This window comes from Bradyrhizobium sp. USDA 4011, assembly GCF_054063415.1.
Map to the genome: position 1 here is coordinate 1,055,026 of NZ_JBSSGG010000001.1, position 15,500 is coordinate 1,070,525.

The 15,500-nt window shown below is 58.1% G+C and carries 8 protein-coding genes and 1 pseudogene; 7 read left to right on the forward strand and 2 right to left on the reverse strand.

The window, feature by feature from the left end; translation table 11 throughout:
* Positions 1 to 127: 127 nt before the first annotated feature.
* Together ACVW1C_RS05135 and ACVW1C_RS05140 are read right to left on the reverse strand one after the other, a co-directional pair.
* Positions 128 to 511: pseudogene (locus tag ACVW1C_RS05135) on the reverse strand (DUF4347 domain-containing protein); the annotation flags it as partial.
* An 88-nt stretch (positions 512 to 599) separates the two neighbouring features.
* Positions 600 to 974: a hypothetical protein gene (locus tag ACVW1C_RS05140; protein ID WP_456757466.1), complete on the reverse strand. Its 375-nt coding sequence runs from the start codon at positions 972 to 974 to the stop codon at positions 600 to 602.
* A 979-nt stretch (positions 975 to 1,953) separates the two neighbouring features.
* Between ACVW1C_RS05140 and ACVW1C_RS05145 the strand changes: the two genes are divergently transcribed.
* The 7 genes from ACVW1C_RS05145 to ACVW1C_RS05175 all read left to right on the forward strand — a co-directional run bounded on the left by ACVW1C_RS05145 (position 1,954) and on the right by ACVW1C_RS05175 (position 15,285).
* On the forward strand, positions 1,954 to 5,139 hold the full coding sequence (locus ACVW1C_RS05145; protein ID WP_456757467.1) for a glycosyltransferase: 3,186 nt from the start codon (positions 1,954 to 1,956) through the stop codon (positions 5,137 to 5,139).
* Between the two features lie 30 nt (positions 5,140 to 5,169).
* Positions 5,170 to 5,508 carry a hypothetical protein gene (locus ACVW1C_RS05150; protein WP_456757468.1) on the forward strand — a complete coding sequence of 113 codons (339 nt, stop codon included), beginning with the start codon at positions 5,170 to 5,172 and terminating at the stop codon, positions 5,506 to 5,508.
* A 51-nt stretch (positions 5,509 to 5,559) separates the two neighbouring features.
* Positions 5,560 to 5,937 (forward strand): hypothetical protein, encoded by a 378-nt coding sequence (locus ACVW1C_RS05155; RefSeq protein ID WP_456757469.1) that lies wholly within the window; start codon positions 5,560 to 5,562, stop codon positions 5,935 to 5,937.
* Between the two features lie 322 nt (positions 5,938 to 6,259).
* A complete protein-coding gene (locus tag ACVW1C_RS05160; protein WP_456757470.1) occupies positions 6,260 to 6,997 on the forward strand; it encodes a hypothetical protein in 738 nt (245 codons plus the stop codon).
* A 1,639-nt stretch (positions 6,998 to 8,636) separates the two neighbouring features.
* Positions 8,637 to 8,903 (forward strand): hypothetical protein, encoded by a 267-nt coding sequence (locus ACVW1C_RS05165; RefSeq protein ID WP_456757471.1) that lies wholly within the window; start codon positions 8,637 to 8,639, stop codon positions 8,901 to 8,903.
* Between the two features lie 3,694 nt (positions 8,904 to 12,597).
* A complete protein-coding gene (locus ACVW1C_RS05170) occupies positions 12,598 to 13,134 on the forward strand; it encodes a LabA-like NYN domain-containing protein (protein WP_456757472.1) in 537 nt (178 codons plus the stop codon).
* A 447-nt stretch (positions 13,135 to 13,581) separates the two neighbouring features.
* Positions 13,582 to 15,285: a TolC family outer membrane protein gene (locus ACVW1C_RS05175; RefSeq protein ID WP_456757473.1), complete on the forward strand. Its 1,704-nt coding sequence runs from the start codon at positions 13,582 to 13,584 to the stop codon at positions 15,283 to 15,285.
* The last annotated feature ends 215 nt before the right edge of the window (positions 15,286 to 15,500 follow it).

Below are 15,500 nucleotides of genomic sequence, written 5' to 3' on the forward strand. Positions count from 1 at the left end.
CGCTGTTGACAAGAACGCCAACGTATCTCGGCAGCCCCTCGATACTCAGCGGCGGCTGCGCATGGTTGCGCGCCACCAATTCCCATCCGCCGCCGAGAGCTGCCGCACCGACGAGCCCCTGCGCCGCGGCGACATTCGCGCCGGTCGCCCGCTCCATCGCCGCAACAAATGCGTCGCCGGAATGGCCTTTACCGGTTTCGCAGCTCCACAGCCGCAGATTGCCATCATCGGCGAGGGCACGGCCAATCCGGGTGAAGTCTTCGAGCTGATGCTCGATCGCATCGGCCGACCATTCATCCGATGAAAAAATGATCCGGCCCGGTGCGCCATGCGCGACGACATGAATGGCCTCGAGACCATCGCGCCCCTCTAGCTCCTCCGCCATCTGCGGCGCTGCTGGCCTGCGGTGATCGAGAACTACTGCCTGGATTTCCGGCCTGAGGTTGCCGAGCAGTGTCCGAAGATCCGGAACGAAGGCATCGACAAACAGAAATTCTGACTTGGGGGCCATTTGAAAATTCCTCAAGTAACAAGAAAAAAAGGCCGCCCGCGTTGCGCGGCGCGACCAGCAAAATCAAAAATGCAGGAATTGGCGGAGGTCATGCGATCCGCCCGCTCGGTCCCGCAGGCGGCGAGGCCTGGGGAATGCCGACTGAGAGGAAACCGGCCGGCGTAAATTCACCGTCCTCGGCAAATGTGCCGATGTCGTAGCCGCCGGAGCACTGCCTGACCTTCAGCAGCATACTCACGGAATCAAACCGGTTCGACGCGTCCGGCAGAAAAATCTCGGACAGCATCGCCTTGGTATTCCGATCGACGACAAGATACGTGACTTTGCGTGTCGTTTCGCCCTTCGGCAGATTGCCGGTCACGAGGACGTTCACGAATTCGCCCGCGATGCCGGTTGAGGTCATCAGCGTCGACGGCTTGGGGTGGCTGGAAGACAGCTCTGTTCGAAGGGCTTGGTTCGACATGCGCAACTCCAAAAAAGAATGAGCACAATCCACACACGCGCCTGGCGTGCTCCGGTTCAAAATTCACACAGCAAATCCATCCGTGCCGAGCGCGCTGAACGACTCGACCCGTCAACAAGATCAACAACTGACGTCAGGCGAACGGCTTAAGTCAGCCGACCGCTCGGTCCACCCGACCGAGACGGATCCCGGTCGCTTCGAAACGCGGCCGGCTTGAACACGCCGCTCGCTTTGAAATTTTTGATGTCGTAGCCGCCGGGGAGACGCGCAAACTTCGATCGCGTCCCGAGGGCACGGAATTGGTGATGATCAGCGAGCGCGACCTGCGGTGCGATCGCCTTCGCATTGCGGTCGACGATGAAATGCATCACATTCCCGGTGGACTGCCTGCGCGGCAAGTTCGGGGAGGCCGGAATTTCTCGGAGGCCCATCCCGGGGAGCACGCCACCGCATGTCTCGACGCCGCTCGCCGTGATCGGCGGCCACGCAGTCCCATCTTTCCGGCAGATCTTCGGCTTTCCTACGCAATCACTCGACATGCAATACTCATGACGCTGTACGCGATCTCTCCGGGCACAGGCGCCCGAGCAAAATCGTCGGTACGTGAAAAAACTGGGCCAAGCAGCACTGGCGACTGCGTGGGTCTCAAATTTCAGCAAGAATTCAGAGCGATCGAAATAAAAAAATTACCTTGAAGGGCTAAGCCTTCATAAGCCGCACTTTTAAAGCGGATTAGAACAGCCTTCGCAAGGGATTTTTAATTAATGCCTGCATAGCCGAGCTCCGCATAAATACGGGACCGCCTCGCCAACCGGCCCGATTCACCGTAAAGGACCTTTGCTCTCCTCATTCGAAAAATTTGGATTAGTCTAACAAATATCGAGGGATGGCGGATGAAGATTGCTCGTCCGTCTCGATCGGACCAGCATATTTCAACGGTCTGGCGCAGGGATTAACCATAAATCATAGAGTTTGCGCAGTGTCAGATGCAAAGCGGCTTTGCCTCAACCTTATCGTCAAGAACGAGATGGCCAATCTCGAGCGATGCCTCGCGTCGGTCGCCGATCACATCAGCTGCTGGGTGATTGGAGACACCGGCTCCACTGACGGAACGCAGCAGTTCATACGCGAATTCTTCGCGCGCCGCGGCATTCCGGGCGAGCTTCACGAATTTCCATTCAACGACTTCGCACAGGCCCGCAATGAAGCTCTGAAGAGGGCCCGCGCCTCGTCGCTCGAATATGACTACCTGCTGATGACCGACGCAGACATGGAATTGACGGTCACCGATCCGAGCTTTGCTGATCGGCTTTCAGCGGAAGCCTATCAGGTGCTTCAGCGCTCCGGTACCAGCTATTGGAACACCAGACTGCTTCAGCGCATGGCCGATGCAGACTATAGGGGCGTCACACACGAATTTCTCAATCTTCGGCGGGGACGAACCGATCAGCTTGCCGGAATCGCATATATCGATCACGCGAGCGGATCAAACCGCATCGAGAAATATGATCGGGATGAGCGCTTGCTGAGAGCGGCGTTAGAGCAAGAGACCGACTCCGGCATGGTCGCAAGATATACGTTCTACCTCGCCAACACCCTGCGCGATGCGGGACGAAAACAGGCGGCAATCACCGAATATCTCAAGCGAGCCGAACTCGGCAGCTGGCAGGAAGAGGTGTTTGAGAGCCTGTACAGCGCCGCGCAGCTCAAGGAGCAGCTTGAACACCCGAATGAAGAGGTCATTGCGACCTACCTTCGAGCGAGCAACAGCCTTCCCACCCGCGCCGAAGCGTGGCACGGCGCATCGCGCTTCTGCCGTCTCAAGGGACTTAGCGACCAGGGCTACGAATATGCCCAGCGGGGCCTTGCAATTCGTTATCCATCGTCGGGCTTGTTCGTCGTCGACTGGATCTATGGATACGGGCTCCTCGATGAGCTGGCGGTCAATGCATATTGGTGCGGCCGCTACAAAGAAAGTCTCGCCGCTTGCCAGCAGCTTCTGTCCAACCCGCAACTGCCGGCGGCTGACCGTGCAAGGATAGAGGCAAACGAGCGGTTCGCGAAAGAGAAGCTCGCTGCGCGCGCCGGCAAAAAGATCGCGATTTACGCAATCGCGCTCAATGAAGCGGCACACGTCGAGCGTTGGTGCAAATCGGCGGCTGAGGCGGACGTCCTCATTGTTGCCGACGCCGGCAGCACGGACGACACCGTCGCGCTGCTTCAAGCCGCCGGGGTCGTCGTGCATCGGATCACCGTGAAGCCGTGGCGATTTGACGACGCACGAAACGCCAGCCTGGCTCTCATTCCCGAAGACGTCGATATCTGCATTGCGCTTGATATGGATGAAGTGCTCGTCGAGGGCTGGCGCCAAAAGGTGCTGGAGAGCTGGAATGACGGCACTACGCGGCTTACTTACAATTTCGCAAAGGGCACCACTGCACAGGGACATCAACGGGTTTTTCGAGCGGGCAAGATTCACAGCCGAACAGACTATCGCTGGAAGCGCGCCGTCCACGAAGAACTTCAATTTATTGGCGCCCGCGAGAAGTTAGCGGAGACGCACGACCTTCTGATAGCGCAACAGCAAGATGAAACGAAAAGTCGCGCCCAGTACCTGCCACTGATGCAACTGGCGCACAAGGAAGATCCCGCCGATGCCCAGATGTGCTTCTGGCTTGCACGCGAACTGATGTATGTCGGAAGAGACTCAGAAGCCGCCGCGGCGTTCCATCGCTGTCTATCGATTCCCTGGCATTGGCAGGAAGAGCGGTCCGAGGCGATGCGGCTCCTCGCGAGACTCGAGAAAGACAAGGCCGAGGCGTGGCTGCAAAGCGGGATCGCAATCGCGCGGCACCGGCGAGAGCTATGGCTCGACCTGAGCGAGCACTACCACTCTAAGTCCGAGTGGATCAATCTGCTTTGGAGCTGCAGCCAAGCCTTAATTTGCCGAAAGACCGGATCCTATCTGGATGACCCCGACGCATGGGGATTCCGCATCGATGATCTGATAGCTTTGGCGTACCACCACCTTGGTTTGCCGGACAAGGCCATTGAACACGGCGAGGCAGCCTTGCGCGCAAATCCTGGCGACTCGCGGCTCGCGGGAAACCTGGGTTTTTACCGGGATCAACTCGGCTCGGTCGGACGAGAATACATTATGAAATATCGGATAATATTGGCGCCAGGGCGACCCCGCTCGAATATTCTGGCCCAAGCGCCCGCCGGTTTCACGCCAGACCGGCCTCTGGCCGGGACAGAACTGATGGTCGAGGCGCTTCACCTTCGTCTCGGGTCCGATATCGACAAGATCGACCTCAGAATGAACAGCTTCGACATCGAGAGCCTGACGGGAAGACCCCTCGTCCTCTGGATGCATCACAATTCAGATCAACGAGCGGTCCAGTGGTGCTCGGACCCCGAACTGGTCAGTCGGGTGACGGTATTCGTGTTCGTTTCGCATTGGCAATTGGAACGATACAAGGCCGCTTTCGATATCCCATCTGACAAGTGCGTCGTTCTAAGGAATGCGACATCGATCGATCCGCAGCGCAGAGCGTGGAAACGCGATTCGCCCTTGAAGTTCGCATACACGAGCACCCCCTTCCGCGGCCTGGCGATTTTGCTCGACGCATGGGACGAACTGAATGCGTCTGATGCCGAGTTGCACGTTTGGTCTTCCATGAAGCTGTACGCAATGGAGGACCATGATTACAGCCATCTGATTTCACGGGCTTCCGATACGCCTGGCGTTATTTATCACGGGCTTCTCCCAAATGAGGACCTTAAACGCGCGCTCAGAGACGTTCATTTTCTAGCGTACCCGTCGATTTTCGAAGAGACATCTTGTCTTGCGGTTATTGACGCCATGACGGCAGGATGCCGCGTAATCGTCCCCAACCTCGGAGCGCTTCCGGAGACCACTGCAGGGTTTGCGCGTCTTTATTCCTGGAGCGAAGATCCGGTAGTCCACGCGACTGAATTTGCTCGAGTTTTGCAAGACGAGATTGCGAACCCTTGGCAAGGTCGCCCCGATTTGGTGCACGCGCAACAGGACTACTGCGCCGCAACCTATAGCTGGGACGCACGGGAGAACGAATGGAAGCACCTGATCTCAAGGCTGAGCGCGGCGGAGCCGGACTTCGAAGCTGTGAGCAGCGCTCGCTGATAGTACTGCCTAAGGAGGTCGGCCACGACCATGTTTTTTGCGCTCGAAGAGCTTCATCGCCTGGGCTTCAACCCCGACGCCATCCTCGATATCGGCGCCTACACGGGAGAGTTCTCGACGGCGGTTCGCTCTATCTTTCCTGACGCGTTTATCTTGATGATTGATGCACTCGAAGAGAACGAAGGAGCATTGGCGGACACATCGAGGCGGATCGGAAACGCCGAATACCGCTATGCTCTGCTTCGAGAAATGGAGCGATCTCAGACGCCGTTTACGTGGTCGATACCGAAATGGATCCTCGCCTCGTCAAAACAGGTTCATCGAAATACAGGGAAAACGCGGTTTTCCCTTTCATCGAACGCTCGTTGACGCAGACGACACTGAAAAGTCTGGTTCGCCCCTTCGGCAAGAGGTTTTCGCTTGTCAAACTCGATGTACAAGGGCGCCGAGCTGGACGTCCTGAGGGGCTTCGGCGACTTCATATGCGACATCGAAGCGGCCGTGATCGAACTGCCGATCGTGAAATACAACCGAGGCGCCCCTTCCATCGACCAGATACTATCCGAACTGCGGCAGATGGACCTGGTTCTCTATGACATAGTGGATGAACACAGGTTTCAGGGTAATGTCTTTTTCAGATCGACGGGCTGTTTGTCCGTTCTGATTCCGCATTCCGGCCCAAGCCGCCGTTCCACGGGTGATACCCCACGGGCTGCCCTCGTCGTTGGACGACCTCTTCCCTGCTCACTGCAGGGCGCTCGCATATGGCGACGTGCCAAGTCTCCGGGCGCGGTGTGAGGCGCGCCGCGCATTTTCGGAATAATAGAATAATGCCGTTGATTTGCCCGACATGTCAAGTGGTCGTATCGGACGCCGGCGGGCTCGCCCGCTCCTTTGCATGGGGTTGTTTTCGATATTTTGGCAGTGCGCTCGGGGGATCGATATCGAGCCTGAAGTGTTATGACAGGTTGCCGGCACGCCGGCTCCATTGGTGGGTTGCATGGGCATTTCGAAACGCGGCTCCCGATCGAACCCAACAGCACGCAGGATAGGACCGATCCCACCCGATCGGGCGACCCTCCGTTCGGTCCCCCTCGAGCTTGCCGGTGACTGGGGCCGCATGATTCCCGCATCGGCGCTGCATGTGCTCGAGCGCATGCGCGCAGCCTGCTTCGACGGCGTGCGCCTTGTCTCGGACGATCAACCCGTGCACCTGCGGGTCGACGAACGTCCATCCGGCGGCCCACCTGCGATCTGGCTGCATTCAAGAGAGACAGATCTTGCCTGGATCCTGGTTAATATCAGCGAGCGCGACTGGTCGAGGCTTGCCTATCAGTTTGGCCACGAGCTCGGTCACGTGACCGCAAACTCCTGGCGGGCCGACGCCAAGCCTGGCGGCCCCTCCCAGTGGCTTGAAGAGGCGCTGGTTGAAGCATTCTCCCTGCGGGGCCTGTCGCTGCTGGCCGATAGCTGGTCACGCGACCCGCCGTTTCGCGACGACAGCGGTTTCGGCGCGGCCGTTGCCGTCTATCGGCAGAACATCGTCGAGCGCTACGGCAAGCTGGCCATCGAACAGGGTAATCCGAAGGAGCCCGGCACCTGGTTCAGGCAACATCGTGCCGCGCTCGAGGCTCAGCCAGGCCTCAATCGCTTCGCGCAAGTGGCGTCTCTCTCGATACTCACCGAATACGAGCGCGCTCCGGGCGCCATGGAAGCACTTGGGGCATTGAACAGATGGCCAGGACGCAGCTCTATCCCGCTTGAGGAATATTTCGACGCCTGGCTGGGGAGCTGCCGGGAATTGAAGGCTGCGGCCGACCTCCCTCTTCGGCTACGAATCCTGCTTGGTCTAAGCTGAGCCTCGTCTCAACGCTCCGCAACAAATTGTCGGCTAGAATTCTCCCCCGTGCCTCGGCGAGGGACCCCCAAAACATGAACGACCCCGGCGCGGGCGGCGCGCCGAGGTCGCCATTTCTCTCTCCCGGCCGATTTGGGGGACATAAGGACCGGGAGTGTTTTTAGTCTATCTCCGAGAAAACAACTCGTTCCTGCCCTTCGGTGCACAGCCAGGACCTTACGGGTTACTCCCGGTCGTTTCGACCGTGGCGATATCAATGATCCGGGAGCTGTTAAGGTCTCTGGGGGCTTGGGGGGCTATTTGTACGGTACGACTTGTGGGCCTTGGTGGTTTGGATGACGTCGTCGTCATCAGCATCGAAGACCAAGTAACCAATCGCCATCCATGCGGCGCACACGCCGAAAATAATTATTGCCCCTTTTAGCCACTGTCCCATGAAAGCAAAGTGCTCCCAGAGCGGTTACCATCCCGCCGACCGCTACAATCAAACTGACCCACTATCGAAAACGGCCTCAGCCGCGTTGGCATTGCTGAGGCCGTCATTCCGTCTGCTGGTGGCACGGGCGCCGTAAACAGGCCGTCTCGGGTTCAGCAGAGCGCCGGTACATCCGCGGCAGCATAAATTGTAACCGGCGTCGCAGCCTGCTGGCCAAATCTGAAGGGGTACTCCTACAAACTAGCGCGTTCCGATAACAGTCAGCAACCTGGTCAGCGCAGGCCACCCTGAGGAATGGGACCGGTCTTTGAACGTCTTAGGTTCCGTTTGGACGAGGTTCAATCGGCCAAGGCTGGCTCGAGCACCATAAGAGCGGGACATTCGTGAGCATGAAGCAACCCGCAAAAGACCTGTTCGCCTGAAAAAACACCAGCACCGTTACCGGGCTGGTGTTGTAGTTCCGGGGACGTGTAGCGTGCTCGTCCCAAACTCCGATTGTCCGCAAACTTGCCTTTGAGGCAATGCTAACTCGCACTTCGCCAAGCCGGCTTTTTCCCGGCACCAGCGCCGGGCATCATTGCGCTCAACCAGAGTAATATTTCGTCCTCTCGACCCCGGTAAAATGAGTAGCCAGAGGCCGACCGCGATGAAACAGACCGCAAAACCGCAGCCGTATCTTGAGGAAAGATCATCATCGCTCATGGGTCAGCTCGCCGGTACCTCGAGAACGTCGATCGCGCGCTTCACCTTGGCTCCCGCAAGGCGGTGAACGTAGAGGTTGAATTTTATGACCCGTGGGGATTCGCATACAGCGACAGCACATACCCCTTCAGTCGCAACCCTTCCCAGAGTTAGATCACGCCGCCAGCACGTATCTAAGCTTGGCGGCGTTGTTGTGCGTTAGCATTAGGCCATGACCATCGCGCGAAAGTCGCTCCCGCCGGAGGTGCCCGTCAGTTCGCGGCGAACTTGCGGAAGTTCACGCCGAGTCTGTCCCCATTAAGCGCGACGAGTTCGCAGCATATACCTGGCACCTTCGCGTGCAGCACCTGGCCAAAGCGAAGATCCGCCCAACAGACGTCATCGACTCTATTTGACGCGCTGACAGTTTTGCGCGTCGGGGCGAAGAATCTCGTTTTAGGAACGATCTCAATCACCCCCTGTTTTTCAGTCTGTTCAACGAAAACCGGAAGGAACGACCAAATGAAAATTGCAAAAATCGCCTTGGCGACCGCATTCGTGTTTGGCTCAGTCGCTGCAGCCTCCGCACAAGGCGGAGGCGGAGGTGGTGGCGGAGGCGGCGGAGACTCTCCGGCTGCGACCAGCGGTCAGGGCGCATCGAGCAGTCCAAGCGCTGCAAATCCGGGCGCGACGCAGAATGACCCGAAAGAGAGAGAAGGCACGACGGGCAAAAGCAGCGGCACCATGTCCAAGGACGGTGCGATGTCCAAGGACCACATGAGAAAGTAAGCCACGCGTCGGAACGGTTCGTCGGAATTGCTCCACGCAGGCTCGGCCCCAGCTTGTCCTCCTCGCTGGGGCCGTCCTTGCGAGCTGATGGGATGGTGCATCTCCCGTGTCCTGCCTATTACTTCTGTCGGCCGACCGCAGTGCGCCCGCCTGGAAACAACGGATGCGGCCGAGCCAGCTTATTACTTGGAGGCGTCCGAGGGTTCATGTTGTCGCAGACGGCTGCGGCCGATCGGCCACTCGTGGCGCGAGGAGGCGACTGACCGGAGACCGGGACCGGGGACTTGATCTCAGGCCAGTACTCCCACCGCGTCATCGGCTTCAACACCTGCGAGCGATAGTCGGAAGACGTCTCCGAGAACATCGCGCGCGAGGTGCTATAGCCATTCTCTCCGGCAGAAAGACCTCGCCATGCTGAGCGAGTGACGGGGCCGCATTCCAAGGCATCACAATCACGGGAACTGGGCAAGGTCCAGACCGACCGGCGTTGCCTAATCAATGTGGAGGCCTCCGGAGTATTTCTGGCGATAACGGATCAACAGTTTCTTAAATCCAGCCGCGTTATTATTGAGTGCATGGATCGAGACGAACCATGGGAATGGTTCATATCAGCGCTGAGGCGCGGCTACGCTCGACTCGCCGGCTGGATGATGCGAGAGCAGACGTTGGAGCCGAGCCGATTGCCAGAGCTAACGCGAACGAAAGTCCCGCATAGATTGCCAGAATCTTAACGACATTTGGAGCCGCCTAGATCTTAAGGAGCGTCGGTTTCATGAAAGGCTTATTGCAAGCGGTCGGCATCATTTTGGTTCTTTACGCCGCCGATCAGCATTTCAATCACGGTCAGTACACGGACGCCGTTCAGCGCATGGCGAGTCAGATGAGGCACTCCTTCGGAGTGTAAGACCGCCTCGGTTGGCGGCCCTGTCTTCAATCCTTCGACGGGCTCATCATCCCCATCATATATTTGCGGGAAGAAGCAGAGACGCGCGCAGCAAATTTAAGATACTGCACAGCTTTTCGCCGCAGTTCCACGAGCTCGAGGTGGGAAGCTGGTGCAATCCAGCCGTCTATCGCAGATAGAATAGAGGAAGAAAACACAAGGGCCGTAAAGGAATCGATCCTTGATGTGATCAAGAAGTTTACTTCTGGAAGTATTTGTTGATTGCAATGATGATGGCCATTGTTTCCGCCGTTCTTGTTGGGTGCGAACTATCTGTTTTAAGAACATTCAGAAAATCTAAAGCTTACGTTTTCAAAGCAACAACCGTCGTCCCCCAAGAAGGCTGAATGATTCCAGTCCACAAGAAACGGACCCAGCGAAGCAGTACTGAGCCGAGTCTGCGGGATTGAAAACGGCCCCGACGCGGGGGCTAGTCGCGCGCCGGGGCCTGCTTCCACAGAGACACCCGACGCCATAAAGTGGATAAGCGCCGAGCGTTTCAATAACTGGATACCAGGACCATTTGTTCCAGCTCTCAGCCAGTCGCGCCTAGCACCAATGTGCAATGCACAATAATCCCGAGTATCTAAGGGATAACTTTGCGGGTTATCGCGCAAACGCCACGAGGTTTAAGTATTCTGGCACAAACTGCCTCCGGTGTTCTCCGGGCGAGAACAACTTGGTTCTCTCATAAAGAAATTTGATATCTACAGTTTGTGCCAGCTGGGTGTTTCAGTTTGAAATTTTGAGGATAAATCCGGTCAGGGCTGTGATGATCGCAGAGTATGTCGCGCCGACGACAAGCGTCCCGGTTACGGTAGCACCCGGTCGTGTCGTAAGAGAGGAAATCGCCCTTGCCCAGTCTGGCGACGTTCCGGCTGTTCATTGATTGCCGCACCGTCGCCGCAGCGATGACGATCGGAATCAATAGTCCAAGGAATACCCACCAGCGCCAGGTCCAAGCCATTTCCCCTCCCTTATAACTACTTGGGTGATTGCAGATCCTGAAGTAAAGATAAATGTCGCCGCAAGTATGATGCCGTGATCATAGTATTGCCGTCGCCGTCTTTAAGAAATTCGACGACGAGCGGCAGGCATGGAAGCGCTAGTTCCGGAGAAGGATGCGACCTGCGTTGAGCGTTACCGGACCGCAAGCGAGGCATTCGTGATCAAACCAGGTTCGATGCAGGCGAGCGTATTCCGCTATGGTTCGACGAGCGACATGCGCAGTACGGCAGGCGATGAGAGGCTCGAACACTTGGGATAATGAAGCGCTGGATCAACGACGACCCAGCGATGGCCGAGTGCGCTGCGCTCTTCGCGCAAGTCAAACGCAAAAGAGCATCCGAAGCCGACTTAGAGGCCGTTCACTGGTCGTGACAGGTACATCCGCTCTTACGACAAGTTCCTATTCCCGCTCAGCGGCTTCTCTTGCTAAGCGCTCTGCCTTTAAACGCTCGAAGATCGCGCGGAAGGCTTTCACCGCCCTCTCGCGCTCCGCGGCTGCCAATTCCGCGGCCAGGCGATCGCGCTCTTTCGCGCTTGGCGCTTGCTGTGGATTCCCAGCGTGTCTGCCCTGCTTTAGCGCAGTCCTTCGACAGGTGGTCCATCATTCCGAAGGCTCATGCTGAGCTGGCTCCCGAGGCAAAGACCGGAAAAACAAAAGACGAGCCACAAGCCACCGATCGGACGGGGGTCGACGCCTGATAAGACAGGGCGTTCGGGGGCTCGATCCTCCAATCAGTTTTTTTCCGGAAAGGAGTCGTTCTACTCGTACGAGTGCGGTTCAGGTGATCGTTTTTGCTGTCATTGCCGTTCGCCGGATCGGCCTCCTCGTCGATAGTTTGCGAGCGGCGGCCCCCAACAGGACAGCAGGATGCAGAGCAAGGCGCTAACAAAGCATCCTCGCGCCGTAACCAATCTGCCCTGGCTCGCCTCTCGATCGGACGCCCGATTGTTGTGTCGCTTACTTCAAGCCCTCGTTGCGAGCCACTTGCCGCCTGCTGATAACGAGCATCACATCAAGCAGCTGGTCGATCGCGACGGTTTGTAATCGATGACGGTGAAAGGATTTTGAGGCCGCGCAACAGATACGCGGCGACGGTTATCCCCGCCAGCAACAGTAATTTGTCTGCACAACCAGGGAGCGCAAACTCACTCGGACTAGCCGGCAAGGTTCGCTGCCGGCGAAAGACCCGAATTGCAAAAAAGTGGTATCTCGAAATATCGCGTCAGCAGCAAACGCAACGGTACTCTGGATTGAATTTTCCATGTAATTTCGTTGGCCACGTAACCCTGTGCGCGACAACCGTTATCACTGCTCGCCGCACTGTTGGCGTCATCTACGGACCTTTCGCCGACGAAGCTAGGGTTGTTGTTCCGAGGGCCGACGGATATTCGAATTGGAGATAAGAACACCCGGTCATTGCAACCGATGCCATCAAAGCGCCATAGCGGGCAATTCTCTTGCTAGCTGAACGTGTGTGTACGTCGGGGGGCCGGCAAGCATCATTGTTCAACGTGCACTGGTCCGTCTGCACTCGGGCTCCGCGCGGCTCAGGCATCTTTATCAATAGGCGCACGATCAGCGTGATGATCGCGTCGCTCAAATCTGTGCTTTTTCCCGACCGAGCCCTTGCCTTAGGATAAGTGATTTAAGCGAAGACATTAGGTGGCGCCCGCGATGCGCTCAAGAAAATCTTAGAACGAAAAGCAAAAAGGCGACTGATCCGGGCCTCATGGGGACTTGAGATGACCGATCGTATTGCACTTTTCATCGACGGTGCGAATCTGCACACGACGGTCAAGAACCTCGGCTTCGAAATCGACTTCCGCCGATTGCTCTCGGAGTTCGGCAAGCATGGGCAAATCGTCCGCGCCTATTTCTACACGGTCGTGAGGGACGACGACGAGTTCAGCAGCCTTCGGCCGCTGGTGGATTGGCTCGATTACAACGGATATGCGGTGAGGAGAAAGGCCGCCAAGCAGCACGACGACGGCGAGGGACGGCGACGAATGAAGCGCAGCATCGGCATCGATCTCGCGGTCGACGCAATGGAGATCGCACACCGCATCGACCATGCGTTCCTGTTCTCCGGCGATGGTGACTTGCGAGCCGTTGTCGAAGCTGTCAGGCGGATGGGCGTGCGTGTCACCGTCGTTTCCAGCATTCGAACGAAGCCTCCGATGATCGCCGATGAGCTTCGCAGACACGCCGATGTCTTCGTTGAACTCGAGAGCCTCAGGGCGTCGATCGAGCGTCCGCCGCATCCGATTGCGCCGGAGTGACGTCGCGGGCGCCTTCCGACGTTCCCCGCCGGCATCGCCCGGAAGCGGTCCCCGACCCGGCTGGTCCGGCTCTCATTTCTGGCGGCACGTCGCACGTCGCTTTAAATACTGACCAGCCGCCCGGCGGCGCAAGGTCCGCGTAGCTACAGCATATTTGGCAACCCGTCGGGAGCAGTGGTTGCGCCTGGCTACCGGAAAGAAAAACTTAACTGATCTTTCTGGTCTGGGTCACTGGTGCTGCAGGTTGGCAGCAGGCCGTATCCAGGCTCAACAACAGCCAAAACATTGAATTGTAATCAAAATCGTTGGATTCGCGCACCCCAGCACCTTAGCGCTCTGCCCCACTTGGGGCGATTGTGTGGCTGAAATGTCATAGGTTGGGGAACCGCCCTACGTTACGCTGTCGCGGATTCTAGGAATACTTTTTGTGAATTGGGGCGGGTAATTATGAAGTCGGCATTTGCGGTCATCGCGTGCCTTTGCCTGGCGGCAACGCCGGCATGTGCCGAGGTTTTTTCCATTAACGATGCATTACGACAGGCGATGCTGACCAACCCGGGCGTCGGTGAAGCTTCCGCAAATCGCCGGGCCACCGAAAGCGAACTGCGACAGACTCAGAGCACGCTGCTGCCGCAGGTGCGCGTTGACGCCAGCTACGGACCGGAAAAATTCGATCAGCCGCCGGGCTTCATCTCCCCGTCCATTCAGGCGCCGACTGTGGGTGCAGGACCATGGCGCAACGGCAGCCAGGAATCGGTGGTGGTGCGCCAGTTGCTCTGGGATGGCTTCTCGTCAATCTATGACGTCTGGCGCCAGACCGCGCGCGTCAATGCGGCGGCCTCCCGCGTCAAGGAACGAACCGAGCTGCTTGCCCTCGACGCTGCCGAAGGTTACATGGACGTCGTGCGCTATATCAGGCTAGTGAGCCTTGCCCAGCAGAACGTCGCCAATCACGAGAAGATCTTTTCCAACGTGAACTCCCGCTTCTCGGGTGGCCGCGCCGGCGAAGGCGACCTGGAGCAGGCGCGCGAGCGGGTCGAGAGTGCCCGCGCGGCCCTCGCAGAATTCCAACGCAGCCTCGACGATGCCAGGGCGAAGTACCGTAAGGTTGTCGGGCTTGAGCCGATCAATGTTCGCTTCCCGAGCCCTCTTGCAGGTTTGCCGCACAGCCGCGACGAGGCGCTGGCGACCACCCTCCGGTTCAATTCGACGATCGCGGCGGCACAGTCCGACGCCGACGCCGCCAAGCATGCGTTCAAGGCCACCGACGGAACGTTCGGTCCGAAGTTCTATCTCGAGGGACGGGCAACCCATTACGACAACTCGTTCCCCTACGTGTCGAACCCCGGAACTCCCGCCGTTACGCATGAGGATTATAGCGGCAAGGTAGTGATGTCGTGGGACATCTTCCGCGGCGGCCAGGATGCCTGGAACAGGTCGGAGAAGGCCGAGCGCTTTACCGAGGCCACGATGCGCCACGCCCGCTTGCAGCGCGACGCCTATGAATCGATCGACAAGGCGTGGAATGCCCGTACGATTACAGCCACACGCATCGCGGCTCTGACGCGCCAGCTGGAAGCAGACCGGAAGACCATCGCGGCCTTCCAGAAGGAATACGAACTCGGCCAGCGCTCCCTGATCGATCTGCTGAACGCGCAGAATCAGTTCTTCAACGCATCGGTCTCGCTCACCTCCGCCCGCAGCGTCGTCGTGTTCGCCGACTACCAGCTGCTGGCCGCGATGGGGACCTTGATCGAATATCTGAAGGCTCCGCCGCCGGTCGATGCCGCACCGACCGACATGCTTTCGATCGGCCTGCCGCGCTACTCGTTCCCCACCCTCCGCGTGAACCTGCCGCAAACCGGCTCAGAACCGCTGCATGTCGCCGTTCCGGCCCCCGTCGCCGCTGCCCGTCCCACCAAGACCTATGCGGCAGCTCAGCCCAAGGATATCGGCTTTGCCGACCGCTTCACCGGCTCGACCACGACCGCCGCCGTGCCCGGCTCTGCGGAATGGATGCAGCAGCAAAAGCGCACTGCGGACGGCCCTAATGTCATTTACGCGGATCCGTCGGTCACGGCGAATGCGAGCTCCTATGCGTCGACAAAGCCCCACTGGCTCCTGTCGGCCTTCCCCAGTTCCGCTCAATAGCAGCGGCCAGCCAACATCAGGACTTCAGAAAGGGCCCCAAACGGGGCCCTTTCGATTCCCGTATTAATACTTAAAGCAAGTTTCGCTGATTTCGTTCGCTATTTGTTGTAGCCTGCACCAAATCATCGAACGCGATTTCTGCATTTCCATTTTGGTTGTCGAGGTTTCAGTTGTTATTTCGGACCCCCAGCGCGGCGGCTGACGCCGTCCGCCCC

Bases quoted from the DNA above. Each gene is read 5' to 3' on its own strand.
- ACVW1C_RS05150 (WP_456757468.1), top strand. From the start codon at position 5,170: ATGTTTTTTGCGCTCGAAGAGCTTCATCGCCTGGGCTTCAACCCCGAC.
- ACVW1C_RS05160 (WP_456757470.1), top strand. From the start codon at position 6,260: ATGATTCCCGCATCGGCGCTGCATGTGCTCGAGCGCATGCGCGCAGCC.
- ACVW1C_RS05170 (WP_456757472.1), top strand. From the start codon at position 12,598: ATGACCGATCGTATTGCACTTTTCATCGACGGTGCGAATCTGCACACG.
- ACVW1C_RS05165 (WP_456757471.1), top strand. From the start codon at position 8,637: ATGAAAATTGCAAAAATCGCCTTGGCGACCGCATTCGTGTTTGGCTCA.
- ACVW1C_RS05175 (WP_456757473.1), top strand. From the start codon at position 13,582: ATGAAGTCGGCATTTGCGGTCATCGCGTGCCTTTGCCTGGCGGCAACG.
- ACVW1C_RS05140 (WP_456757466.1), bottom strand. From the start codon at position 974: ATGTCGAACCAAGCCCTTCGAACAGAGCTGTCTTCCAGCCACCCCAAG.